Below are 22,976 nucleotides of genomic sequence, written 5' to 3'. Positions count from 1 at the left end.
TGTTGATGGGAGGGGCGATGAGCCCGACGCCTGAGTTTGGGTCGCTCCGTTCCGACGACGACAATTGGGACATCGTCAGCAGCGTTGGTTACACCGCTCTGCTGGTGGCCGGATGGCGCGCGCTGCACGCGGTGAGCCCGCGGCCGCTGGTCCGGGATGACTACGCAAAGGTCTTCATCGACGCGTCGCGAGACCCGTACCTGGCGGCCAAGCTCGCCAACCCGGGCGCCTCCGAAGACGAGCTGGCCTTTCCTCGCCTCTACGGCGTGCAGACGCGGTTTTTCGACGACTTCTTCATCGAGGCCGGCGCCGCGGGCATCCGCCAGGCGGTGATCGTCGCCGCCGGGCTGGACTCCCGCGCATATCGGCTCGAATGGGTCCAGGGCACAAGGATTTTCGAAGTCGACCTGCCGAAGGTGCTGGAATTCAAGGCCCGCGTGCTCGCCCAGCACGGCGCCAAGCCCAAGGCTCCCCGGGTCGAGGTCGCCGCCGACCTGCGCGCCGACTGGTCCAGAGCTCTCGAGGACGCCGGGTTCGACGTCGAGCGGCCCAGCGCCTGGTCGGTGGAGGGAGTGCTGCCCTACCTGACCGACGAGGCCCAGAACACGCTCTTCACCCGGATCAGCGGGCTCAGCGCGTCCGGCAGCCGAATCGCCATCGGCGCCCTCGGTTCCAGGCTGGACCACTCTCAACTCGAGGCCCTGGAGTCGGCCCATCCCGGCGTCAACATGTCCGGCGACGTCGACTTCTCCGCCTTGACCTACGAGCCACAGACAGATCCCGCCGAACGGCTGGCCTCCCACGGTTGGTCGGTCGACCCCGTTCGCAACACGCTGGACTTGCAGGCGAACTACGGGCTGACGCCGCCGGACGTCGACGTCAAGATCGACAGTTTCATGCGGTCCCAGTACATTACGGCCAGTAAGCGCTAGGGCGTCAGCAGGATCTTCACGTCGTCGCCCGACCGCGACGCCGCGGCGGCGTAGCCCTTCGCCGCCTCCTCCAAGGGCAGGGTCGTCGTGAAAATGCCGTCGACATCCAGTCGCCCGGACTGCAGCAACGGGATCAGCTCGGGCCAGGTGCGCTGCACCGGGGCGGTCGTCATGCGCAGGGTGATGCTGCGGATCAGGCAGCCCAGGGCGTTGAGCGGGAACGGATTCATGTCGTGCACACCGACAACCGAGACGGTGCCGCCCGCTCGCACCGCATTGAGCGCGTCCGTCAGGGAGGCGTCCGTGGCGACGGCGTCGATCACCGCGTCCGCGCCCCGGCCCCCGGTGGCTTCGAGGATGGCCCCAACCGCGGGCGCCTTGAGAGGTGTCGCCCCCCACTTGCCGGCGCGGTCCAGCCGCCCGTCGACCTGGTCCACGGCGAAAACCGTTGCGGCACCCTGGAAGAACGCGCTACGCAAAGAGCACAGCCCGACCGCGCCCAAGCCGATGACCGCCACGCTGCCGCCGAACGGGATGTCGGCGCGTTGCGCCGCCGCCCAGCCGGTGGCGAGGTTGTCGGTGAGCAGCAGCGCCTGCTCGGTGCTGATTGCGTCGGGCATCTTCAGCAGCTGAAAGTCGGCGGCGGGCACGGCCAGAAGATCGGCCTGCGCGCCGCCGAGCATGCCCCCACCGAAGATCTGGAACCCGTTGTGGCACATGACGGGGTCGCGGGTGGCGCAGCCGGCGCAGGCGCCGCACCCGGTCACCGACGACACCATGACGAGGTCGCCCACCTTGACGGTGTGCACCTGCGGGCCCGCCTCGACCACGGTGCCGATCGCTTCGTGCCCCAGCGCAATCGGCTCGGGCATCGGGAAATCGGCCTCGTAGAAATGCAAGTCGGATCCACAGATGCCGGCGGCGGTGACCTCGACGATCGCTCCATCGGGACCGGGAAGGACGGGATCAGGGCGGGTTTCGACCTGGACACTGCGGGCCCCGTCGACGACTACCGTACGCATGCTGGCGGCCTCACTTCCCTTGTCGCACCACGAATTGGGACCAGTCCGGTTCGCGCACCGCGGCCCAGTATTCATTGAGGCGCCATGGACTGACGGTGTGGATCTCTCCGTCGGCGTTCTTGAAGTAGGAGTGTTTGACGGCGGGGTGAGCCCACACCATCTTCTTGATCTGCGTCTGCGTGCGCTCGTGCCACGCGGCCGCAGCGTCCGCCCTCGGCTCCAGCGAATGCACGCCCGCCTGCGCCAGCCGCGCCAGGCACTGGTCGATGTAGCGCATCTGCAGTTCGGACTGGAAGATCAGGCTGCCGCCGTGGGCGAGGTGGGTCCCGGGCCCGTAGATGATGAACAAGTTGGGGAACTTCGGGACGGTGATACCGAGGTAGGCGTACGGACGGCTCCCCCACATCTCGCGCAGGTCGACACCGTCGCGGCCGGTGATCCTCAGCGGCCACAGCACGTCGGTGTGCCGGAATCCCGTGGCGTACACGATGATGTCGGCCTCGTGTGTCTCGCCGTCGTCGGTGACGATGCCGCCGGGGGTGATCCGCCGGATGGTTGTGCGCACCAGATCGACGTTGTCGCGTTGCAGCGTCTGCAGCCAGCTGCCGTTGTCCTGCAGGGTGCGTTTGCCGCAGGCGGGATAGTCGGGCATCACCTTGCTCAACAGCTCGTGCCCTTCGCCGACCTGGCTGGTGATCCACTGGGAGAACATCATTTGGGCGGCGGCGTTGATGTCGCTGACGGCGTGTTCCTGGTCGGCGTAGTCCGGGTCGCTTTCCGCGGCGTCCAGCCCCTTGTCGGACCCGGGCCACAGCACCAGGAAGCGGTACCACCGGCCGTAGAACGGCAGGTGACGCATGGCCCAGCGCATGCCCTCGCCGACCTCGTCGTGATACATCGGGTTGGGGAACATCCACTGCGCTGTCCGCTGAAAAACGGTGAGGTGCTCAACCGCCGGGGCGATGGCGGGTGCGATCTGAAAGCCGCTGGCGCCGGCGCCGATCAGCGCGACCCGCTTGCCGCGCACGTCGACGAAGTGGTCCCAGGCGGCGGAGTGGAATGCGGGGCCCGCGAAGCTGTCGGCGCCGTCGAAGGGGGGAATGTTGGGCCGGTTCAACTGGCCGACCGCGGTGATCATGGCTCGCGTGCGCACGGTGCTGGTCTGGCCCTCGGCGCCGCGCAGCCGGACGCTCCAGGTGGCATCGTCGTCGACCCACTCGGCGGCCAGCACCTCGGTATTCCACAGCACGTGCTCAGCCAGGCCGTGCTTCACCATGACTTTCGTGAAGTAGTCCTGCAGTTCGTGCTGTTCGGCGAAGAAGTGCGTCCAGTCGTTATTGGGTTCGAAGCTGTAGCAATAGAAGTGGTTGGCAACGTCGACGCGGGCGCCGGGATAGCTGTTCTCCCACCAGGTTCCGCCCGGGCCGGCGTTCTTCTCCACGAGGGTGAACGGAATATTGGCCTGCTTGAGACGGATTCCCGCGAGGATGCCCGATTCACCGCAGCCGACGACGAGCACCGGGATGTCCGCGGCGCTCTCGGTCGGCAGGGCATGCGGGCGGCGGGGATCGACGCCGTCGAGGTCCATCTCTTCCAGGATCAGCGGCAGGTAATCGTCGGACACGTGCTCACAGGCGGCCCAGTCCATCATCTCCCGAATAAGGATGGGGCTCAAGGGTTTTGGTTCGGGACAGCCGCGGTCCCGATAGTCGACGAGCACCGGCAGCGCGGCCGCGCGGGCCCGCGCCTTGTCCTCTTCGGACATGAACCCCTGAATCTCGTTGAGGAAGACCCCCATCTGCTTGAAATCGCGGATGAATCGCGGATCACCGGTGATGTGTACCAGCGAAAGCAGCAGCGTCGGGATGCTGACGTCCGCGAGGGCGGCTTCGATTTCCGCGGTGGACGTGGTGAAGGGATCGCCGGCATAGGCGCTGCGCATCTAGCCGATCCTCTCGGTCGCGGAGGTTCCCCAATTACGCGACTTACCGTGTCGTAATTGGCAGCACTACGCTACCCGCTGGCTAGGGAGCGGATCAATAGTCCGATCACTACGGTGGGTCGTCGTTGTCCCGGTCTGCCATCGGCTTTTCGGGGTGGTGGAAGGTGTTGGTGCGTGGCTGCCCGCGGTCGAGATGGGGCGGTGGGATCCATTCGACGTCGCCGTTCGCGCGTGTTCGGGTGGTCCAGCCCTTCTCGAGCAAGCGGTGGTGGGGTCCGCAGGCCAGCGTGAGTTGGTCGATGTCCGTGCGGTGCGTGTCGGCCCAGTCTTCGACGTGGTGGACTTCGCAGTAGTAGCCGCCGACGTCGCAGCCCGGTGCCGAGCAACCGCGGTCCTTGGCGTACAAGACAATTCGTTGCCCCGGCGAGGCCAGCCGTTTGGCGTCATAGAGCTCTACTGCTTTGCCCTTGTCGAAGATCGCGAGGTAGTGATGCGCGTGGCGGGCCAAGCGGACGACGTCGGACATGGGCAGCAAGGTGCCCCCGCCGGTCAGTGCTTTGCCGGCGGCGGCTTCGAGATCGGTGAGCGTGGTGGTCACCACGATGGCCGCCGGGAGGCCGTTGTGCTGGCCCAGTTTGCCGCTCGCCAGCATTGCTCTCAGCGCAGCGTTGAGGCCGTCGTGGTGGCGCTGCGCCGCGGTGCGGCTGTCGCGCTGCACGGCTTCCTCGCCGGGGGCCCGTCGATGACCGGGGTGTCGTCGTCGGGGTTGCACATGCCGGGTGCGGCGAGTTTGGCCAGCACCGCTTCCCAGCTGGCGCGGGCTTCGGGGGTCAGCCAGCCGCTGAGGCGCGACATGCCGTCGCTGTCCTGGGTGCCCAGGGTCAGGCCGCGGCGGCGCGCGCGGTCTTGGTCGGTGAACCGTCCGTCGGGGTTGAGGTAGCAGGTGATGCGGTCGGCAACTTTGCGCAGGCATTCCGGGCGCTGTTCGCCGGCCCAGCGCGCCAGGTCGGCCTCGGCGGCCTCGCGGGTGGGGTCGTCGACCCAGCCGGGCAGCTCGGCGAAGAAGCCGTGGATGACCGCGAGGTGGGACGCGCCGATACGGCCGGCGCGTTGGGCCGCCGCGGTGGCCACATACCGCGGCGCCAGCCGTTCGCCGGTCAGGGCGCGCCGCGTGCCGAGGGTCTGGGCGTCCGTGATCCGGCGGGCGGCTTCCCCGCGGGTGATGCGGAGCCGGTCGGACAGCACGTGAGCGAACTTGCCACCCAGTTCGGCCGGGGTGGCTTGGCCGTCGATTTGATTGATCAGCTCGTGGCCGGCCGCAGGTAGCCGCCGCATTTCGCGTTCGAGCAGTTCGAGGTGGGCGAAGCATTCCGGGGTGGTCAGCGCATCGTAGGAGTGACCGAGAACGCGAGAGACGGCGTCGCTCAGCGCGGCATAGTCCGCGGCGATCTGCTCGCGATTACTCGAATGCATGTTCGAATGCTACCGCCGCCCGCCGACAAGGTTGTGGGGCAAGGACCCTCTGAAACTGAAGTGGCAAAAGTGATTCCAATTCGCCGCGGCGCTGGGAAACAATGGGTCCACGTCGACGCGTGCCCCCAGCGGCACGGAGATGGAGGAGCGCCATGGCCTCGCTACTCACGGCCTGCGCCGGATTCCTGCTCGCGGTCTTATGGATGGATCTGATCTTCGATGTACAGGTGCTCCGATTCCGCTCGCCGCCAACGGATCTGCCTGAGGATGTGCTCGCTTCGATCGCGGCTTACTACCATCGCGCGACCACCACATCTGGCCCGATGAGCCGGCTGATCGCCGTGGTGATGGTGCTGCTGGTGGGGGTGTTGACCTACGAGTGCGCGCACGGGCCGGAACCGTGGTGGGTGCTGGTGCTCTCGGCCGTGCTCGCGGGGCTTCCGATCATGCTGGCGTTGACGCAGACCGTCCCCGACGCGGTGCGGCTGGGGAGGCGGGCGGACGGCCCGCCCGAACAGGCGCGGCTGGCGCGTTCCGTGTGCCGGGATCATCTGGTGTGCGCGGGCTGCATGTTTGCGTTCGTGGCCCTGTGGGTCGTGCGCAGCGCGACACTCTGAGGGGCCGACGGGTCGTAGTGGCAAAACGCAGGTCAGGACCCGCTGGCCTCGTCAATGCCGTCCGTACTAAACTAGAACACGTTTCAATTTGTTGGCATCGGTTCCGCGCCCCAGGAGTAGGCATGCACACCGCCATCTGCGATGAGCTTGGTATTGAGTTTCCGATTTTCGCGTTCACGCATTGCCGTGATGTCGTGGTCGCGGTCAGCAAGGCCGGAGGGTTCGGCGTCCTCGGCGCGGTCGGCTTCACGCCCGAGCAGCTGGAGATCGAACTCAACTGGATTGACGAGAACATCGGCGACCACCCCTACGGCGTCGACATCGTCATCCCGAACAAGTACGAGGGCATGGACTCGCACCTCTCGGCCGAAGAACTCGCCGAGACGCTGCGCAAGCTGGTGCCCCAGGAACACCTCGACTTCGGCAAGAAGATCCTCGCTGACCACGGGGTGCCGATCGAGGACAGCGACGGCGACAGCCTGCAGCTCCTCGGGTGGACCGAGGCGACGGCCACTCCCCAGGTCGAGGTGGCGCTCAAGCACCCGAAGGTGAAGATGATCGCCAACGCGCTCGGCACTCCCCCGGCCGACATGATCAAGCACATTCACGACGCCGGGCTGAAGGTGGCGGCGCTGTGCGGCTCGCCTTCGCAGGCCCGCAAGCACGCGGACGCGGGCGTCGACATCATCATCGCCCAGGGCGGTGAGGCCGGCGGTCACTGCGGCGAGGTGGGCTCAATCGTGTTGTGGCCGCAGGTCGTCAAGGAAGTCGCCCCGGTGCCGGTACTGGCCGCCGGTGGCATCGGCAGCGGCCAGCAGATCGCGGCGGCGTTGGCGCTCGGCGCCCAAGGGGCATGGACCGGCTCGCAGTGGCTGATGGTCGAGGAATCCTCGAACACGCCGGTTCAGCAGCAGGCGTACGTGAAGGCGGGCAGCCGGGACACCGTCCGCAGCCGGTCGTTCACCGGTAAGCCGGCCCGCATGTTGCGCAACGACTGGACCGAGGCGTGGGAGCACCCGGACAACCCGAAGCCGCTCGGTATGCCGTTGCAGTACATGGTCTCCGGCATGGCGGTGCGGGCCACCAACAGGTACCCGAACGAGAGCGTGGACGTCGCGTTCAACCCGGTCGGTCAGGTCGTCGGTCAGTTCACCAAGGTGGAGAAGACGGCGACGGTCATCGAGCGCTGGGTCCAGGAGTACCTGGAAGCCACCAACCGCCTGGACGAGCTCAACGAGGCCGCGTCGGTCTGAGGGCGGAACTAAACCTCGTCGTCGAGTGCGTCGCGGCCGCTGAACAGCTCCCTTGTCCGGTCGACCGCGTAGGTGCCGATCTCGATCGAGTTCTGGACGATCCCGCTGGCACCGCCCGAGATATCCCCGCGGATGATGTCGCTGGCGTGTTCGACAATGTCGGAGGCCTTTTCGACCGCGTTGGTCGCAATGTCCCTGGCCGCGTCGACCGCATCTTTCGGGTGGAAAGCCATCTCGAGTCTCCTCTGGTCGCAGGACAGTTGCTATGACTCTAGACCGGCGGCGCCGGGCTAGTAGTTCACCAGGCTGCGCCAATAGTCCTCGGGGATTTCGGCCCCAGACCGCAAGATTCGAGCCAGGCCGACGGCCATCGCGATACCCAGCAGGCCCAGCCACAGTCCGGCCAGCCCGATGATTCCCCACAGCACGGCGGTGACGGCGGGCCACGGCGACAGCATTGCGAGGACCGGCGCGAAAAGGAATCCCGTCCCGATGTACCACGCCGAGCCGGCCCGATCGGACGCGAGGACGAACCGCAGCCAGCGCGGAACGAGGGTCTCGCCGGGACGGCCGTCGTTCATGACTCAGCCGCTCATCCGGCCGGAGGGAAGAATCCCGCCCCGGTGAACCAGCCCTCTTGCCAACCCTGCGCCCCCAGGCACAGCATGGGCAGCCCGCGATCCGACTGCGCCGCCGCCTGCGGTCCGGGGCACTTCGCGCCGGCCTGCTGTACCCCGTACAGGGGGTAGGAGATGACCCAGTACCCGGTGGTCGCCGCCGGGAACTGGTTTGGCGGGGGGAAGTGGCACGCCTCGGCCTGGCCGCTGGGGCCTCGACCGAAGATGAAGCGCTCGTAGTTGTCGCACGGGGCACCCAACGACGCCTGATAATTCATGCCCGGCACGTCGCCGTCGTACCCGGCCGCCGCGGACGGCGCCATGCCAATCGCGATGCCCGCTATCGAAGCGGCGCTGAGCAGTTCCCGAATCATGTTCCACCCCGCCTGTCGTCGCCGGTGACCTGCACCAAAGCATATCCACCGAGACGCCGGCCACAAGGCCGTATCGGCCCCGGGGCCCGGAAATGAAGAACACGTTTCAATTTGTGCTCGGCGATCTTGTGTCAACGCTTCCCAACCGTGGTGCGGCAATGGTTTATTTGCACAAAGACGACTAGACCACTTCGTCATCGAGGAGCGGGCCATGCCAACCGTCGAGCCAACCGCCAAGCCGGTCCCCAATCTTCCGCCCGGATTCGACTTCACCGATCCAGACATCCACGCCGAGCGGTTGCCCGTGCAGGAATTGGCCGAACTACGGCGGACGGCACCGATCTGGTGGAACGAGCAGCCGATCGGAGCCGGCGGATTCGACGACGGCGGATTCTGGGTGGTGTCCAAGCACAAGGACGTCAAAGAGGTCTCGCTGCGCAGCGACGTCTTCTCCAGCCTGAAAAACACCGCGCTGCCGCGCTACAAGGACGGCACGGTCGGCGAGCAGGTCGAGCGCGGCAAGTTCGTGCTGCTCAATATGGATGCGCCGCAACACACTCGGCTGCGCAAAATCATCTCCCGCGCATTCACCCCGCGGGCCATCGAGCGCCTGCGCGACGACCTCGCCGAGCGGGCCCGGTGCATCGTCGCCGAAGCGGCCGCCGAGGGGCGCGGTGACTTCGTCGAGCAGGTCTCGTGCGAGTTGCCATTGCAGGCCATTGCCGGGTTGATGGGGGTGCCGCAAGAAGACCGCAAGAAGCTTTTCCACTGGTCCAACGAGATGGTCGGCGACCAGGATCCGGAGTTCGCCAGCAACGACGCCATCACGGCTTCCGTCGAACTCATCATGTACGGCATGCAGATGGCCGCCGACCGGACGAATAATCCCGGCGAAGACCTCGTCACCAAATTGGTCCAGGCGGACATCGACGGCCATAAGCTCTCCGACGACGAGTTCGGCTTCTTCGTCATCTTGCTGGCCGTGGCCGGCAACGAAACGACCCGGAACTCCATCACACAGGGCATGATGGCCTTCACCGACTTTCCGGATCAGTGGGAGCTGTTCAAGCGGGAGCGTCCAGCCACCGCGGCCGACGAGATCGTCCGGTGGGCCACCCCGGTGACGTCCTTCCAGCGCACTGCACTCGAGGACTACGAACTGTCCGGCGTGCAGATCAAGAAGGGCCAGCGGGTGGTGATGGTGTACCGCTCAGCCAATTTCGACGAAGAGGTCTTCGACGACCCGTTCACCTTCAACATCCTGCGCGACCCGAATCCGCACGTGGGTTTCGGTGGGACAGGTGCCCACTACTGCATCGGAGCGAACCTGGCGCGCATGACCATAGACCTGATGTTCAACGCCATCGCCGACGGGGTCCCGAACCTGGAATCGATCGGAAAGCCCGAACGGCTACGGTCCGGCTGGCTCAATGGGATCAAACACTGGCAGGTCGACTACCACGCCGACGCCGCGAAAACCCCTGCCGCACAGTAGCATCAACTGCATGACAACCCATCGAGCAGTTCACGTAAAGTCGGCCGGGGCACCGTTGGAACTGGTCGATGTCGAAACCAAGCCACCAGGACGCGATGAGGCGCGGATAAACGTCACCGCGTGTGGAATCTGCGGTACCGACGCACACTTTGTCGCCGGTGGCTTCCCGGGCATGACGTGGCCGTTGACTCCCGGACACGAAATCGCCGGAACCATCGCCGAACTCGGTGCGGGTGTCGAGGGTTTCGCCGTCGGCGATCGCGTCGCGGTCGGGTGGTTCGGCGGCTGCTGCTACCACTGCGACGAGTGCCGAAAAGGCCACTTCATTCACTGCGAGAACGGGAAGGTCCCGAGTTACCAGTATCCCGGCGGATACGCGGAATCGGTGACGGTCCCAGGGAGCGCGCTCGCGCACATACCGGCAGGGCTCTCCGACGCCGAGGCCGCGCCGATGGGCTGCGCCGGCGTTACCACGTATAACGCCTTGCGTCATACCAAGGCAGTGCCCGGTGACCGGGTCGCCATCCTCGGTGTCGGCGGGCTCGGCCACCTCGGGGTGCAGTTCGCCCGGGCGATGGGTTTCGAAACCATCGCCATCGCTCGCGGCAGCGGCAAAGAGGAGGACGCCCGGAAGTTGGGCGCCCACCACTACATCGACTCCACCGCCACCGATCCCGCGGAAGCGCTGAAGGCCCTCGGTGGGGCGGCGGTCGTACTGGCGACCGCGGGCAACTCACCGGCGATGGCCGCAACCGTCGGCGGGATATTGCCGCAGGGGGCGCTCGTCACCATCGGCGTCACGCCAGAACCATTGCCGATCAGCCCCATTCAGCTGATCACACCGGGGATCAGTATCGTCGGTCATCCCTCCGGCACGGCGAAAGACGTCGAAGAGACGATGCATTTCGCCGTCCTGTCCGGGGTGCGGGCGTGGATCGAGGAACTGCCGCTCTCGCACGCCGCCGAGGGCTACGCGGCATTGGAGCAAGGGCGCGCGCACTACCGTACGGTCCTGACGATGTGATTAGAGTCGGCCTATGACCGACGAGTGGAGCTTGGACGCGTCCGACGGCGAACTACTACTTGCCACCGGCGTCCGCGGGCGGGCGGCGCGAATGGGTCACCGTCTCACCATTGTCATGGCCCGCTGGCATGCCACCGTGGGCTGGGCCGGCTCGGAACCCGCCACCGTCGAGCTTGTGGTCGAGACGGACTCGCTCGAGGTGCTGCGCGGCGAGGGCGGCGTCAAGGCACTGTCCACGCCCGAGAAGGCCCTGGTGCGGACCAACGCCCTGAAGTCGTTGGATGCCAACCGGTTCCCCGAGATCCGCTTCGTCGCACGCGCCGTCGACAAGACCGGCGGCGGGTACCGGCTCAACGGCCAACTCACCGTGCGAGGAAAGACGCGGGACCACGTAATCGAGCTGCGCACAGAGGATCTCGGGGACGCGTGGCGCATGTCCACCGAATCGACGGTCCGCCAGACCGACTACGGCATCAAGCCGTACTCACTGCTGATGGGTTCACTCCAGGTTGCCGACGACGTTGCTTTGTCCTTCACCGCCACTCACGCGAAGGACGCCTGAGCGGCGCGATGTCAGGGCTGCGGCTGCACGGGCGACTCTGACACCGAGTCGCCCGTCGGCTCACCGGCGTCGGCCGGGATGTGCTCGAGAACCCTTGTCAGGTAGGGCTGCCGGGTACCGGGGTCGGGCTGCTCGACCTCGGGGGCGACGGATTCCGTAATCGGTTCAACGGCGGGAACCTTCGCCTGCGTGGTGGGCGGAGCGACGACTGGGGGCGGTGCAACGGCCTCGGCGATTTGTGGTGTGGGCGGCTGAACCGCGTGCCGACTCGCCGGCTTGCCGGTCGGAGCAAGCTGAATACCCACGGCGAGCGATAACGACGAGACGAACGTGAGCACACCGGCGGCCAGGGTGGTGACGGCACCGGCGTACGACAGCTTCCGCGGCGGCACGGGTGTGGCGGAGGGTGCACCGTCGGGCTCCAGCAACTGCTCGTCGGTGAACTCCGTGCTTCGGGCGGCGGTCAGCGCCGCGCCCCGTGCGATGGTTACCTGCGCCATCGTTTGCACGAAAACCGGTACAGGCAAGGTATTTTCGAGTTCCCAGGAGAAACCGTCGACGTCGCTGTGCGCGCCGACGACGACCACCCCACCCGGCTGCCAGCCGTCGCGGTCGAACATGCCGCTCAGCCAGCGGGTCAGGCCGTCGAGGCCGCCGCCCACGTGCTTGGTGGCTGTCCGCGTCTCCTCGTTGTGAGTGTCGACCATGACAACGGTCGTCCTCTCCGGTTCGAGGAGACAGACGGCGGTCTGCTCGTAGCCGATGACCGGCGCGATGGCCTGCGCCAGGGTCTCGACGGCGTCGAGCGCACGGACCGGTACGACGTTGTCGAGGCCCGCATTGGTGAGCGCTTCCAGCACCAACGCCGCCTGTGCGGACGCGTCGTCGTTCCAGGTGACTCCGATGACCCGCAGCCGGTGATCAGTGGCGGCCGCCTGCGCCTCCACCCGCAGTACCTCGTCGGCTACTTGCTCTGCGGTACTGAGGGCTCGCATCCCGCGACTGGCGTCCAAGTCCAGCTCCCGGTGGTCCAGGATGGTGCCGTCCGCGCGGTGTCCCTCAGCGAGGACCCATCCAATGGCGGCCGGCGTCACTGATAGCCCAAGTACCGTGTCCAAAACTCATGCCCCAATCGGTCCCGGACCTCCGATACCCTCGCCCAAACCGACGCGCACCAGTAAATCCCCTGGTGAGGTGGTTCGTGAGGGCCGGAACGGACCGAGAAAATGTGGTCTCCATCGGCTTGCTCCGTGAGAGCCTACGCGGTCGGCGCAAGTCCAGCTGCCCCGGTTCGGCTTCGCCGGACGCTCAGCTCCGACGAGAACCACCGGTGCTCCACCGGACGCGCTGGTGAGGGAGCGGCCCCGGGCCGCCCCGAAACCATCGCGTGTGCTCGCGCCGATAAAGGTCTTAGCGACGGAATCCGCTTTTCCGGTGGCGGTTCGGCGCCTCGGAACGAGTTGTCGGAGTAACGCGACCGAAAAAATAGGGCTATGTGCATTGAGCTAAACCCGGACCTGCGATCGCTACCAGGCGTTTCGGACATGCCGGCGGTAGCGGCGTCGGCGAACCGACCGACCTGTACGGCTCCGGCGCCCTTATCCGGCCGCGAAATTGACGGAAGAAAAGGCGATACCAAATCGGGGTGTCACCGCGTCCCGATCGACATTCGGCCTATTTACCCGGTAAATTCCTGCTGAGACCGCCATCACTTACGACAAGGGGCAGGTATGACAGAACTGAGCGAGAAGGTCCGGGCCTGGGGGCGCCGGCTATTAGTCGGTGCGGCAGCGGCTGTGACGCTGCCGGGCCTGATCGGTCTTGCCGGCGGCGCGCCGACCGCGGGGGCGTTCTCGCGCCCGGGTCTGCCCGTCGAGTACCTGCAGGTGCCATCGGCGGGTATGGGCCGCAACATCAAGGTCCAGTTCCAAAGCGGCGGCAACAACTCCCCCGCGGTCTACCTGCTCGACGGATTGCGGGCACAGGACGACTACAACGGCTGGGACATCAACACGCCCGCGTTCGAGTGGTACTACCAGTCAGGCCTGTCGATCATCATGCCCGTCGGTGGCCAGTCCAGCTTCTACAGCGACTGGTACAGCCCGGCCTGCGGCAAGGCGGGTTGCTCCACCTATAAATGGGAGACCTTCCTGACCAGTGAGCTGCCGCAGTACCTGGCCTCCAACAAGAGCGTCAAGTCCACGGGTAGCGCCGCGGTCGGCATCTCGATGGCCGGCTCCTCGGCACTGATTCTGGCCGCCTACCACCCCAACCAGTTCATCTACGCCGGTTCGTTGTCGGCCCTGATGGACCCGTCGCAGGGTATGGGTCCGTCCCTGATCGGCCTCGCCATGGGTGACGCCGGCGGTTACAAGGCCAACGACATGTGGGGTCCGTCGAGCGACCCGGCGTGGCAGCGCAACGACCCCACGCTGCAGATTCCCAAGCTCGTCGGCAACAACACCAGGCTGTGGATCTACTGCGGTAACGGCACACCGTCGGAGCTTGGCGGGGCCAACATGCCCGCCGAGTTTCTGGAGAACTTCGTGCGCAGCAGCAACCTGAAGTTCCAGGACCAGTACAACGCGGCCGGTGGCCACAACGCGGTGTTCAACTTCAACGCCAATGGCACGCACAGCTGGGAGTACTGGGGAGCTCAGCTCAACGCCATGAAGCCGGACCTGCAGGGCACCTTGGGTGCCACCCCCGGCGGCGGCGGATAACCCCTCACCTGTCGCGAGCTCGCTGCTGCGCCCGACAAATCGTCGGGCGCAGTAGTGCGTTATGCGGCCGATTCAGCTCGGCCTGGCGAACTCGCCGGTGATATCCGTCCAGGCCGTCGCGTCGGCGTGGTGATCGGTCACGTTCCGGCATTGGCCGTAGACCCGCAGCACCCCCACGGTGGGCTCGTCGTCGTGCCGGTAAACGATCACCGTGACGGCGTTCTTGGTCAGCGCCTTGGCGAAGGCGTGATTGTTGGGCGGTAGGCCCTCGGTCCAGCCGTGGGTGGCCAGCGTTGTGGCGATTCGGGCGAAGTACGTCTCGGCCTGCGTTGCGGCGGGCACCGCGAACGTCAGGTAGACCGCGCCCTGATACGGCGGGTCGTCGCGGTTCTTGCAGGACATCAGCGAGTAGCCGGCCGACGATGTCCACAGGGCCGCCGCGGCGACGACGTCCTGTGCCGACTCGACGACCTGAGCCCTGGACTGGTCGTCACTCACGGGGCTGGCGGGGTGGTCGAGCGCGTCGGCGGGCATCGAATGCAGCCGGTCGAGCATGACGATCGCCGCACCCAACAACAGCGGGACCGCCAGTGCAGCCGCGATCAGCGCCCGAATCTGCTTCGAACGCAACGACTTTCCGCGCTTCCCGGCTACGCGCTGCGGGCCGCGACTGCCCATGGTCGACGACATCAGCACTTTCAGGCTAACTCCGAAGTGCCCCTCCGCCCGGGACTGCCGCAGAATCATGGTCATGACCGGACGCGGCAGCACGCTGGCCGCGCGCTGCGGCGTCGTCGCCGGCGCGCTGGCGGTGCTGGTCGCGTCGCCGGCGGCGGCGGATTCCGGCGCGCTCACCGAGTTGGTCGACGCCGCCGCGCAGCGGTTACAGATCGCCGAGCCGGTGGCCGCGTTCAAGTGGCACACGCACGGGGCTATCGAAGACCCGGACCGCGTCCAGCAAGAACTCGCGGAATTGGCAACCCAGGCCACCGCCCGGCAGGTCGACCCTGACTATGTCACCAAGGTGTTCGGCGACCAGATCAGTGCCACCGAAGCCCTCGAATACAGCCGGTTCGCGGATTGGAAGCTCGATCCCGCGGGCGCGCCGGCGCAGTCGGCGGACCTGACGGCCTCCCGGTCGGCGATCGACGACCTCAACCAAACCATGCTGAACCAGATGATGGCCGACTGGGACCTGCTGCATTCGCCGGCCTGCCCCGCGCAGCTCGACCTCGCCCGCGGCGGCGTCGTCCGCACCCGCCGGCTGGACGCCCTCTATCAGCGGGCGCTGGCGTTAGCAACCCAGTCATATTGCCAGCAATAATTTATTTTTTCCTCATCGGTTTCTAACACTTTCTTTCCATCTCGGAATAAGGCCATTTCCGCAGCTGGAAGGCATATCTCGCACCATTTTCGAATAGGTAACGCTTTGGCCACAGCGGCCGAAATCCATCACATGACAATTCTCTGCAAGCCTCTCGTCAAGTCCCTGGCGGTCGGCGGCTTCGTTGCAGCGTCGATAGCTTCTTCCACCGGTATCGCCACCTCCGCCCCCACACCCAACTGGGACGCGGTCGCCCAGTGCGAGTCCGGCGGCAACTGGCACGCCAACACCGGGAACGGTGAATACGGTGGACTCCAATTCAAGCCGGCCACCTGGGCCGCGTACGGCGGTGTCGGCAACCCGGCGGCCGCGACCAGAGAGCAGCAAATCGCCGTGGCCAACCGGGTTTTCGCCGACCAAGGCGTGGAGGCGTGGCCCAAGTGCGGAGCCCAGTCGGGCCTGCCGATCGGTTGGTACTCGCACCCCGCGCAGGGCATCAAGGAGATCATCAATGGGCTGATCCAGGCGGCGGTTCCGCACTGACGATCAACCACCGTCGCGGGCTATGACCGAGCGGGAAGCTGTGTTTGGATCAGCGCATGGAAGGTTCGGCGACTGTTCATATGGCTGCGTCCGCGGACAAGATCTGGGATCTCATCGCGAACGTTCCCAACATCGGACGGTTCTCCCCGGAGGTGTTCGAAGCCGAGTGGCTGGGTGATGCAAGCGGCCCGGCCCTCGGCGCCAAATTCCGCGGGCACGTTCGGCGTAACGAGATCGGGCCGGTGTATTGGACGACCTGCGAGGTCACCGCGTGCGAACCCGGCCGTGAATTCGGATTCGCGGTGCTGCTCGGCGATCGGGCGGTCAACAACTGGCACTACCGGTTGGCGCCCAGCGGCGGCGGCACGGACGTGACCGAGTCGTTCCGGCTCAGCCCCGCGCCGTGGCTCGGCCTCTACTGGCTGTTGGGTGGCTTTCTGCGCAAGCGCCGCAACGTCCGCGACATGACCAAGACCCTGAATCGCATCAAAGATGTGGTCGAGGCCGGCTGACTCGCCGTGAAATCGGTCTTCATCACCGGCGCGGGCAGCGGCATGGGCCGCGAGGGCGCAAAGCTCTTCTACGCCAAGGGCTGGCGGGTCGGTGCCGTGGACCGCAACGAGGACGGCTTGGCGACGCTGCACAACGAGCTGGGCGGCGACCGCCTGTGGACGCGCCAAGTCGACGTCACGGACAAGGCTGCCCTCGAGGGCGCCCTGGCCGACTTCTGCGTCGGCAACACCGGCGGCGGGCTCGACATGATGTGGAACAACGCCGGCATCGGCGAGTCCGGGTGGTTCGAGGACGTGCCCTATGAGGCCGCCATGCGCGTCGTCGATATCAACTACAAGGCCGTACTGACCGGCGCCTACGCGTCGTTGCCCTATTTGAAGAAGACGCCGGGCAGCCTGATGTTTTCCACGTCGTCCTCGTCGGGGACCTACGGGATGCCGCGCCTCGCGGTCTATTCGTCGACCAAGCACGCGGTCAAGGGCCTGACTGAGGCGCTCAGCGTCGAGTGGCAGCGACACGGCGTCCGCGTCGCCGACGTGCTGCCCGGTCTGATCGACACCGCCATCCTGACCACGACGACGAATCACTCCAACGACCGCCGCGCGCCGATGACGGCGGAGGAGCTGCGCGCCGCCGCGCCCAAGAAAGGCATGCTCCGGTTGATGCCGGCAAGCAGCGTCGCCGAAACCGCGTGGCGCGCTTACCACCACCCCAAGCGGTTGCATTGGTATGTGCCCAAGAGCATTCGGTTGATCGACTTGTTCAAGGGCCTGAGTCCGGAGTTCGTGCGACGCAGCATCGTCAAGTCCCTGCCCAGGATGATGCCGGATCGGCAGTGAAGGAGGTGAACCGGTGCGAAGCCGGGTACTCGCGGTTGTCGTCCTCGTGATCGCCGGTGTCGGTCTCGCGGGGTGTGGTCAGGCCCAGACCACGCCGCGGAAAGCGGCCCGCCTGAGCATCGACGGCGCCACGCACAGCGCACGGCCGCCGTCGTGCAGCCAAAACCAGCAGTACCGAACCATCGACATCAAGGACCACGACGGTGGCGTCGAGGCGGTGGTGCTCACCAGTGGTTACCGGGTGATGCCCCAGTGGGTGAAGATCCGCAACGTCGACGGGTTCACCGGCAGCTTCTGGGAAGGCGGGGTCGGCGACGCACACGCCGAGGTCACCAACGACGCGTACATCATCACCGGCAGCGCCTACGGCATCAACACCAGCAATCCGAACAAGGTCATCGCGACCGAGTTCAAGATCAGCGCCGAGTGCTGATCCGGTCGGGTGGTTCGGGCCTAAGCTCGAAAGACATCGATCGATGGAGGGGCCGGTGAAGGAACGACTGCACTGGTTGGCGATGCACGGGTTCATCCGGGGCGTCGCGACGCTCGGGGCCCGGCGGGGAGACCTGCATGCGAGGCTGATCGCCGATCCGGCGGTGGCCGCCAATCCGGTGGCCTATTACGACGAACTGCGGGCCGCGGGGCCGCTGGTGAAGGGCCGCGTCAGCTACCTGACCGCCGATCATGCGCTCGCGCACGAGCTGCTGCGCTCCGATGATTTCCGTGTGGTGGCGTTGGGCTCGAATCTGCCCGGCCCGTTGCGGTGGCTGGAGGGCCGCACCCGCGACGCCCTGCCGCATCCGCTTCGCGCGCCGTCGCTGCTCGCGGTCGAGCCGCCGGACCACACCCGGTATCGCAAGACGGTGTCGGCGGTGTTCACCTCCCGGGCGGTCGCCGCGTTGCGAGACCGCGTGGAGCAGACCGCCGCCGACCTGTTGGACCGGCTGGCCGCCGAGGCCGGCGCCTCCCCCGTCGTCGACATCGTGGAACGGTATTGCTCGCAGCTTCCGGTCGCGATCATCAGCGACATCCTGGGCGTGCCCGAGCCGGACCGGCGGCGGGTGCTGGAGTTCGGTGAGCTCGCGGCACCGAGCCTCGACGTCGGGTTGACGTGGCAGCAGTACCGCAGCGTGCAGCAAGGGCTGGCCGGCTTCAGCTCGTGGCTCGACGAGCACCTCAGCCGGCTGCGGCGCGCTCCGAGCGACAATCTCATGAGCCAGCTGATTCAGATAGCCGAAAGTGGCTCCACCGAAACGTATTTGGATGACAACGAGCTGCGGGCGGTCGCCGGGCTGGTGTTGGCCGCCGGATTCGAGACCACGGTCAACCTGCTGGGCAATGGGATTCGCATGCTGCTGGACGCCCCCGACCGCCTCGATGTCCTGCGCCGCCGCCCCGAGCTGTGGCCCAACGCCGTCGAGGAGATCCTGCGGCTGGAGTCGCCGGTGCAGCTGACCGCGCGGGTGGCGTGGGGCGACGTCGAGCTGGCCGGCGAGCGGCTCCGGCGGGGCGACGTGGTGCTCGCCTATCTGGCCGCCGCCAACCGCGACCCGTCCGTCTTCGACGATCCGCACCGGTTCGACATCGAACGAGCCAACGCCGCAAGGCATCTCGCGTTCTCCGGGGGCCGGCACTTCTGTCTGGGCGCCGCGCTGGCGCGCGCCGAGGGCGAAGTGGGGCTGCGGACGTTCTTCGACCACTTCCCCGAGGTGCGCGCGGCGGGTGCGGGCAGCAGGCGCGACACCCGCGTGCTGCGGGGCTGGTCGTCACTGCCGGTGGCGCTGGGACCGGCGCGGGCGATGGCCCACGTCGACGGCTAGGGATCAGAGGTGTTGACACCCGTCGGACAACCGAGTTTATTTGCGCTATGACAGACGTTTCTATGATCTCGGTCGAGGATGTCGTACTCGGGCTGTGGCAGGCGCTCTCGCGACGGGACTGGGAGGCGGTCAAGACGTTCCTGTCCGACGACTGCCTGTACGTTGACATGCCGGTGCCGGCGCTGTCGGCGCGCGGACCCGAAGACATCGTCAAGCGGCTGAAGATGGGCCTCGAGCCGCTGGCGGGTTACCAGAACCACGACGGCGTGCTGGTGTCAAACGATTCCGATGTGCTCTACGAGCACTCCGAGACGTGGACCTTCACCACGGGCGAGCAAGGCGTGCTGAGGTTCGTGACCGTCCACAAGGTCGCCGACGGGAAGGTCACCGTCTGGAAAGACTATTGGGACTTCAACAGCCTGGTGAGCTTCGCTCCGCCGAACCACTTCGAGAACCTGGCGAACGCGGACACCAGCTGGGTTTTCGACGCGAGCGCCTTGGTCTAGCCGGCTCATCCCCTCGCACTACCACCACCTACCTGTCGGGGTTAACCCAGTTCTCTCCTGGGGTGTGAGTGCACCAGCACTCCACCCGAACCGACCACGCGGAATGGTCAGCGGCTGGGTAGCCAGACCGAAAAACGCTTCAGCGCACCCAATCACGTTGTCGCCGTGGCAGGTTGGGCACGCGCGTCCGATTATCGCGGGCGATCACGCTCGCGATGCTGCGCGGTGACGGTGCTCGAGACGAGTAACTGCGTGCCAACATGCAGAGATCTCGGGTGCGGTCATCTGACGACTTCGGGGCGGGCGCGCCTCAACGGACGCAGGTTGCACTCGATCACGCGATGCTTACCAAATGGATAGGAAACCCTATCGCTAGAGGCAACCCAATCTGGCCTTCCCGGTCATTCCGGAAGCAGTGCGTTGTCCACGATCATTTCCTCAAGCGGTTGTTATGAATTGGGCACCGACAACGGGCATGACCTAACGGAAGCAACGAGGAGAACCTTGAGGAGGCCCCATGTTGAAGGCGGATATCGCGGTTGTGCTCGCCCTGTGCGCCGCACTGGCATCCGCGCTCGGCGCGGTGAGTCGCCAACAGTCCGCGCGTGAGGTCGCCGACGAACCAGTCGGCCATTGGGAGTTGTTTCGCATGTCGTTGCGCGACGCCCGGTGGTGGCTTGGCGGCGGAGGAGCCGTTGCCAACTACAGCCTGCAAGCCGCCGCGCTGGGAGTCGGGTCGGTGATGTTGGTGACGTCGCTGCAGGTGACGGCGCTGCTCTTCGCCTTGCCGATCAACGCGCGGCTGAACCATCAGCGGGTGACGCGCTCGCAGTGGACGTGGGCGACGGTGCTCGCCGTCGCTTTGGCGCTGGTCGTCACGGTCGGCGAGCCGACGGCCGGGCAGCCGCAGGGGTCACTGACAACCTGGACTGCGGTGGCCCTCGTGCTGGGCCCGCTACTGATGTTCTGTGTCCTGGGTGCGCGCAGTTGGCCCGGTCCGCGTGCGGCTGTACTGCTCGCAGTGGTGGCCGGCTCGTCGCTCGCCCTGTTCGCGGTGCTAACCAAAGCCGTCGTCGCGGCGGCCGGACATGGTTTCGGGGCGCTGCTGTGCGGCCCGGAGTTCTATGTCTGGATACTGGCGGCCTTGGCAGGAATGATCTTTCAGCAGTCATCGTTTCGCGCTGGTGCGTTGACCACTTCAATGCCGTCGCTGACCGTGGCCAAACCAGTGGTGGCATCGGTACTGGGGATCGTGGTGCTCGGCGAGACCCTCAATGCCGATGGCGTGGGCATGATCGTCCTGGCGTCGGCGGTGATCGTGGTGATTGTCGCGATAGTGGCTCTGGCCCGCGGCGAGGGACATCCGACGGCGCCCGAACCACATTGGGCGACAACTGGGTTGAGCCGATCACCGAGCGGACCAAGGCCGGTGCCCACGAACTGCGGGCGGGCTTGCTCGGGGGGCGGCGCCGCAGGCCAGGGCATTTGGCACCATCTCGTCTCGGCGGCACCGATTTAGCTGCATGGTCAAACGCGGATGAGAAGGGGGCTAGTCGTTTAGTCTCCCCGGCATGGATCGCATCTGGCAGTGGGCGTGGGATCGGTATGGGCCGAGGTACTCGTGGGCCCTCTCTGTAGGGGCCTTCGCCTCGACGCTGCCGGTCTTCTTCATCTGGTCGTGGATTGTTCTCGCGTTTGAGCGCTCCAGTCACTACGTGGAGGCGTCGCTTTCTGCGGTTGCAGTCACGCTGATGATGGTGTTCGTAAGTGTTTTTCCTCAACGTCGACGGCTACGCCTAGCGCAGCAGTGGGCGGCTGGGCGTGAAGTTGATCGTGCAAAGGCGCTGGAAGACACGTATGCCTGGGTTCGCGCGGCTGATGTTCGAGGGTTGTGGTCAGTACCGGCTTCGGTCGTAGTGTTGTTGCTGGTTGTCGGGATCATCGCAGGAGCTGGCGGGTCGCGGCTGGCTCAGTACGGGATCGTGGGTGTCGCCGCAGGGATTACTACGGCGCTGATCGGCGTGCACAACTTTGGTGAAGGAGCAATGCGACCGCCCAGGGCGGCCCTTGCCGCGAATACCGGAATTGGCGACTCTTTCCCGCGCCCACGTCCGACCTTTGCCGTGTGGCTTGGCCTTTCAATCTTTGGCTCGATATTCGTCTTCTCCACGATGGCCGCGATGATGGCGGTCGCGCTGGATCGGGGCAGGGGGACCCCGCTGCTCTCCGTTGTGATCGCGAGCGCATTGACGCTTGCCGTTGGGATACCGATCACCGTCGGTGCGATGCTTTCGCCGTCCTTTCGGCCCATCCGCGACCTCGCGGACGCAACTGAGCGAGTCAGGGCCGGCGACTACGGACAACGCCTTCCGGTTGTCCAGGACGATGACCTCGGCGCACTGGTGGCGTCGTTCAACCGCATGCAAGCGGGTTTGGCTGAGCGACGACGACTTCAAGCAGCATTCGGCACGTACGTTGACCCTGCCCTGGCGACCAGACTGCTTGAGCAGGGAGACGATGTGTTCACCGGGGAGCGTCGGGAGGTGACGGTGATGTTCGTCGACGTTCGCGACTTCACCTCCTTCGCTGAGGCCAACACCGCCGAAGACACTGTCGCCCGCCTCAACGCTTTGTTCGAGATTGTGGTGCCGGCTGTCGTCGATGCCGGCGGGCATGTCAACAAGTTCCTCGGTGACGGGGCGCTGGCCGTCTTCGGCGCTCCGAATGATCGTGCGCATCATGCCGACGCCGCTGTGACTGCGGGGGTGCTGATTCAGCGCCTTGTCGTTGAGCGGTTCGGCGCGGAGCTTCGAATCGGCATCGGCATCAATACCGGTGTGGTGATCGCGGGCACCATCGGTGGCGGAAGCAAACTCGAGTTCACCCTCATCGGTGACACAGTCAACGTGGCAGCCCGCGTGGAGCAGCTGACTAAAACGACCGGCGCCGCGATTCTTCTCACCGAGCAGTGCCTCGAAGCTCTGGCATCTCGACCGCCTGGACTGATCGACAGTGGCTCCCACGCTCTGAAGGGAAAGTCAGCGGCCGTGCGGGTCTTCGGCTTCGACCAAGCGACCGACGCGCAGGGTTGACCTCACTAGCTGAGAGGGTCAATCACACTTCTGCGCCTTCGCTGCGGCCTTTCAAAGAAGCCCACAACGGGAGTTTTTACATGCACATGTCGTGTGGGGCTCTGCTGCGCGTTGATCGCGGGCCCAGAATCCGGGCTAATCCCGTTGCACCGCATGGTGTTCGGCGATGCCGGCGCTGGGGCTCGCGGATGGTCACCCCTCGTCCTCCGACCATCCGATCGCGGCGAGCAGCGCCGGGCATCGCCGACCGCTACAAGTACTGCTGGACTCCCCCGTGTCCGTGGCACGTGCCGCCCGAATGCGGA

The 22,976-nt window shown here is 66.2% G+C and carries 23 protein-coding genes and 1 pseudogene; 16 read left to right on the top strand and 8 right to left on the bottom strand.

What is annotated here, in order from left to right; all coding sequences use genetic code 11:
• Positions 1 to 17 precede the first annotated feature (17 nt).
• Positions 18 to 932: a class I SAM-dependent methyltransferase gene (locus A5695_RS04865; protein ID WP_068078869.1), complete on the top strand. Its 915-nt coding sequence runs from the start codon at positions 18 to 20 to the stop codon at positions 930 to 932.
• Here A5695_RS04865 and A5695_RS04860 read toward each other — a convergent pair.
• The 3 genes and pseudogenes from A5695_RS04860 to A5695_RS04850 all read right to left on the bottom strand — a co-directional run bounded on the left by A5695_RS04860 (position 929) and on the right by A5695_RS04850 (position 5,369).
• Entirely contained in the window at positions 929 to 1,954 is a 1,026-nt protein-coding gene (locus A5695_RS04860; RefSeq protein ID WP_068078867.1) for an alcohol dehydrogenase catalytic domain-containing protein, read from the bottom strand. The two genes, A5695_RS04865 and A5695_RS04860, sit on opposite strands and share 4 nt — an antisense overlap.
• Before the next feature lie 10 nt (positions 1,955 to 1,964).
• Positions 1,965 to 3,896: an NAD(P)/FAD-dependent oxidoreductase gene (locus A5695_RS04855; protein WP_068078865.1), complete on the bottom strand. Its 1,932-nt coding sequence runs from the start codon at positions 3,894 to 3,896 to the stop codon at positions 1,965 to 1,967.
• Positions 3,897 to 4,005: 109 nt separating this feature from the next.
• Positions 4,006 to 5,369: pseudogene (locus tag A5695_RS04850) on the bottom strand (HNH endonuclease signature motif containing protein).
• Between the two features lie 152 nt (positions 5,370 to 5,521).
• On the opposite strand from A5695_RS04850, the gene A5695_RS04845 reads away from it, so the two are divergent.
• Both A5695_RS04845 and A5695_RS04840 read left to right on the top strand, forming a co-directional pair.
• Positions 5,522 to 5,986: a hypothetical protein gene (locus A5695_RS04845; RefSeq protein WP_068078862.1), complete on the top strand. Its 465-nt coding sequence runs from the start codon at positions 5,522 to 5,524 to the stop codon at positions 5,984 to 5,986.
• A 122-nt stretch (positions 5,987 to 6,108) separates the two neighbouring features.
• The gene (locus A5695_RS04840; RefSeq protein WP_068078860.1) at positions 6,109 to 7,239 is read left to right on the top strand and encodes a nitronate monooxygenase; all 1,131 of its coding nucleotides are present in this window, start codon (positions 6,109 to 6,111) and stop codon (positions 7,237 to 7,239) included.
• Between the two features lie 8 nt (positions 7,240 to 7,247).
• Here the strand turns inward: A5695_RS04840 and A5695_RS04835 are convergent, their stop codons facing one another.
• The 3 genes from A5695_RS04835 to A5695_RS04825 are packed head-to-tail and all read right to left on the bottom strand — an operon-like array spanning position 7,248 to position 8,230.
• A complete protein-coding gene (locus A5695_RS04835) occupies positions 7,248 to 7,472 on the bottom strand; it encodes a hypothetical protein (protein WP_068078834.1) in 225 nt (74 codons plus the stop codon).
• 57 nt (positions 7,473 to 7,529) lie between these two features.
• Positions 7,530 to 7,820, bottom strand: a complete 291-nt coding sequence (locus tag A5695_RS04830; RefSeq protein WP_068078833.1) for a hypothetical protein — start codon at positions 7,818 to 7,820, stop codon at positions 7,530 to 7,532.
• Positions 7,821 to 7,831: 11 nt separating this feature from the next.
• Positions 7,832 to 8,230, bottom strand: a complete 399-nt coding sequence (locus tag A5695_RS04825; RefSeq protein WP_067750056.1) for a hypothetical protein — start codon at positions 8,228 to 8,230, stop codon at positions 7,832 to 7,834.
• Positions 8,231 to 8,441: 211 nt separating this feature from the next.
• Here A5695_RS04825 and A5695_RS04820 point away from each other — a divergent pair, with 211 nt between their 5' ends.
• The 3 genes from A5695_RS04820 to A5695_RS04810 are packed head-to-tail and all read left to right on the top strand — an operon-like array spanning position 8,442 to position 11,311.
• Positions 8,442 to 9,725, top strand: coding sequence for a cytochrome P450 (locus A5695_RS04820; RefSeq protein WP_068078832.1), 1,284 nt, complete (start codon positions 8,442 to 8,444; stop codon positions 9,723 to 9,725).
• Between the two features lie 10 nt (positions 9,726 to 9,735).
• Positions 9,736 to 10,749, top strand: coding sequence for an alcohol dehydrogenase catalytic domain-containing protein (locus A5695_RS04815; protein WP_068078830.1), 1,014 nt, complete (start codon positions 9,736 to 9,738; stop codon positions 10,747 to 10,749).
• A 13-nt stretch (positions 10,750 to 10,762) separates the two neighbouring features.
• Positions 10,763 to 11,311, top strand: a complete 549-nt coding sequence (locus tag A5695_RS04810) for a YceI family protein (protein ID WP_068078828.1) — start codon at positions 10,763 to 10,765, stop codon at positions 11,309 to 11,311.
• A gap of 11 nt (positions 11,312 to 11,322) precedes the next feature.
• Here A5695_RS04810 and A5695_RS04805 read toward each other — a convergent pair whose 3' ends face one another.
• The gene (locus A5695_RS04805; RefSeq protein ID WP_068078826.1) at positions 11,323 to 12,429 is read right to left on the bottom strand and encodes a hypothetical protein; all 1,107 of its coding nucleotides are present in this window, start codon (positions 12,427 to 12,429) and stop codon (positions 11,323 to 11,325) included.
• Positions 12,430 to 13,041: 612 nt separating this feature from the next.
• Between A5695_RS04805 and ag85B the strand changes: the two genes are divergently transcribed.
• Positions 13,042 to 14,034, top strand: a complete 993-nt coding sequence (ag85B, locus tag A5695_RS04800) for a diacylglycerol acyltransferase/mycolyltransferase Ag85B (protein ID WP_068078824.1) — start codon at positions 13,042 to 13,044, stop codon at positions 14,032 to 14,034.
• Positions 14,035 to 14,106: 72 nt separating this feature from the next.
• Here ag85B and A5695_RS04795 read toward each other — a convergent pair whose 3' ends face one another.
• Entirely contained in the window at positions 14,107 to 14,787 is a 681-nt protein-coding gene (locus A5695_RS04795) for a hypothetical protein (RefSeq protein ID WP_231974716.1), read from the bottom strand.
• Here A5695_RS04795 and A5695_RS04790 point away from each other — a divergent pair.
• The 9 genes from A5695_RS04790 to A5695_RS04750 all read left to right on the top strand — a co-directional run bounded on the left by A5695_RS04790 (position 14,786) and on the right by A5695_RS04750 (position 22,671).
• A complete protein-coding gene (locus A5695_RS04790; protein ID WP_156749464.1) occupies positions 14,786 to 15,358 on the top strand; it encodes a chorismate mutase in 573 nt (190 codons plus the stop codon). The two genes, A5695_RS04795 and A5695_RS04790, sit on opposite strands and share 2 nt — an antisense overlap.
• A gap of 132 nt (positions 15,359 to 15,490) precedes the next feature.
• Positions 15,491 to 15,901, top strand: a complete 411-nt coding sequence (gene rpfC, locus A5695_RS04785; RefSeq protein ID WP_197515363.1) for a resuscitation-promoting factor RpfC — start codon at positions 15,491 to 15,493, stop codon at positions 15,899 to 15,901.
• Between the two features lie 38 nt (positions 15,902 to 15,939).
• Entirely contained in the window at positions 15,940 to 16,413 is a 474-nt protein-coding gene (locus A5695_RS04780; protein ID WP_197515365.1) for an SRPBCC family protein, read from the top strand.
• Between the two features lie 6 nt (positions 16,414 to 16,419).
• Positions 16,420 to 17,253, top strand: coding sequence for an SDR family oxidoreductase (locus A5695_RS04775; protein ID WP_068078816.1), 834 nt, complete (start codon positions 16,420 to 16,422; stop codon positions 17,251 to 17,253).
• A 13-nt stretch (positions 17,254 to 17,266) separates the two neighbouring features.
• Positions 17,267 to 17,686, top strand: coding sequence for a lipoprotein LpqH (locus A5695_RS04770; protein WP_068078814.1), 420 nt, complete (start codon positions 17,267 to 17,269; stop codon positions 17,684 to 17,686).
• A 55-nt stretch (positions 17,687 to 17,741) separates the two neighbouring features.
• Entirely contained in the window at positions 17,742 to 19,073 is a 1,332-nt protein-coding gene (locus tag A5695_RS04765; RefSeq protein ID WP_068079052.1) for a cytochrome P450, read from the top strand.
• A gap of 62 nt (positions 19,074 to 19,135) precedes the next feature.
• Positions 19,136 to 19,579: a nuclear transport factor 2 family protein gene (locus A5695_RS04760; protein ID WP_068078811.1), complete on the top strand. Its 444-nt coding sequence runs from the start codon at positions 19,136 to 19,138 to the stop codon at positions 19,577 to 19,579.
• 517 nt (positions 19,580 to 20,096) lie between these two features.
• A complete protein-coding gene (locus A5695_RS04755) occupies positions 20,097 to 21,098 on the top strand; it encodes a DMT family transporter (protein ID WP_068078809.1) in 1,002 nt (333 codons plus the stop codon).
• A gap of 52 nt (positions 21,099 to 21,150) precedes the next feature.
• Complete coding sequence (locus tag A5695_RS04750) at positions 21,151 to 22,671, top strand: adenylate/guanylate cyclase domain-containing protein (protein ID WP_068078807.1); 1,521 nt, start codon at positions 21,151 to 21,153, stop codon at positions 22,669 to 22,671.
• Positions 22,672 to 22,976: the final 305 nt, after the last annotated feature.

The organism is Mycobacterium sp. E1747, from assembly GCF_001667775.1.
Taxonomy (GTDB): domain Bacteria; phylum Actinomycetota; class Actinomycetes; order Mycobacteriales; family Mycobacteriaceae; genus Mycobacterium.
This window is presented reverse-complemented; position numbering and strand designations above follow the sequence as displayed.

Coding starts and splice junctions, on each gene's coding strand:
- A5695_RS04865 (WP_068078869.1), top strand. CDS start 18: ATGAGCCCGACGCCTGAGTTTGGGTCGCTCCGTTCCGACGACGACAAT.
- A5695_RS04860 (WP_068078867.1), bottom strand. CDS start 1,954: ATGCGTACGGTAGTCGTCGACGGGGCCCGCAGTGTCCAGGTCGAAACC.
- A5695_RS04855 (WP_068078865.1), bottom strand. CDS start 3,896: ATGCGCAGCGCCTATGCCGGCGATCCCTTCACCACGTCCACCGCGGAA.
- A5695_RS04845 (WP_068078862.1), top strand. CDS start 5,522: ATGGCCTCGCTACTCACGGCCTGCGCCGGATTCCTGCTCGCGGTCTTA.
- A5695_RS04840 (WP_068078860.1), top strand. CDS start 6,109: ATGCACACCGCCATCTGCGATGAGCTTGGTATTGAGTTTCCGATTTTC.
- A5695_RS04835 (WP_068078834.1), bottom strand. CDS start 7,472: ATGGCTTTCCACCCGAAAGATGCGGTCGACGCGGCCAGGGACATTGCG.
- A5695_RS04830 (WP_068078833.1), bottom strand. CDS start 7,820: ATGAACGACGGCCGTCCCGGCGAGACCCTCGTTCCGCGCTGGCTGCGG.
- A5695_RS04825 (WP_067750056.1), bottom strand. CDS start 8,230: ATGATTCGGGAACTGCTCAGCGCCGCTTCGATAGCGGGCATCGCGATT.
- A5695_RS04820 (WP_068078832.1), top strand. CDS start 8,442: ATGCCAACCGTCGAGCCAACCGCCAAGCCGGTCCCCAATCTTCCGCCC.
- A5695_RS04815 (WP_068078830.1), top strand. CDS start 9,736: ATGACAACCCATCGAGCAGTTCACGTAAAGTCGGCCGGGGCACCGTTG.
- A5695_RS04810 (WP_068078828.1), top strand. CDS start 10,763: ATGACCGACGAGTGGAGCTTGGACGCGTCCGACGGCGAACTACTACTT.
- ag85B (WP_068078824.1), top strand. CDS start 13,042: ATGACAGAACTGAGCGAGAAGGTCCGGGCCTGGGGGCGCCGGCTATTA.
- A5695_RS04790 (WP_156749464.1), top strand. CDS start 14,786: ATGACCGGACGCGGCAGCACGCTGGCCGCGCGCTGCGGCGTCGTCGCC.
- A5695_RS04795 (WP_231974716.1), bottom strand. CDS start 14,787: ATGACCATGATTCTGCGGCAGTCCCGGGCGGAGGGGCACTTCGGAGTT.
- rpfC (WP_197515363.1), top strand. CDS start 15,491: ATGACAATTCTCTGCAAGCCTCTCGTCAAGTCCCTGGCGGTCGGCGGC.
- A5695_RS04760 (WP_068078811.1), top strand. CDS start 19,136: ATGATCTCGGTCGAGGATGTCGTACTCGGGCTGTGGCAGGCGCTCTCG.
- A5695_RS04755 (WP_068078809.1), top strand. CDS start 20,097: ATGTTGAAGGCGGATATCGCGGTTGTGCTCGCCCTGTGCGCCGCACTG.
- A5695_RS04750 (WP_068078807.1), top strand. CDS start 21,151: ATGGATCGCATCTGGCAGTGGGCGTGGGATCGGTATGGGCCGAGGTAC.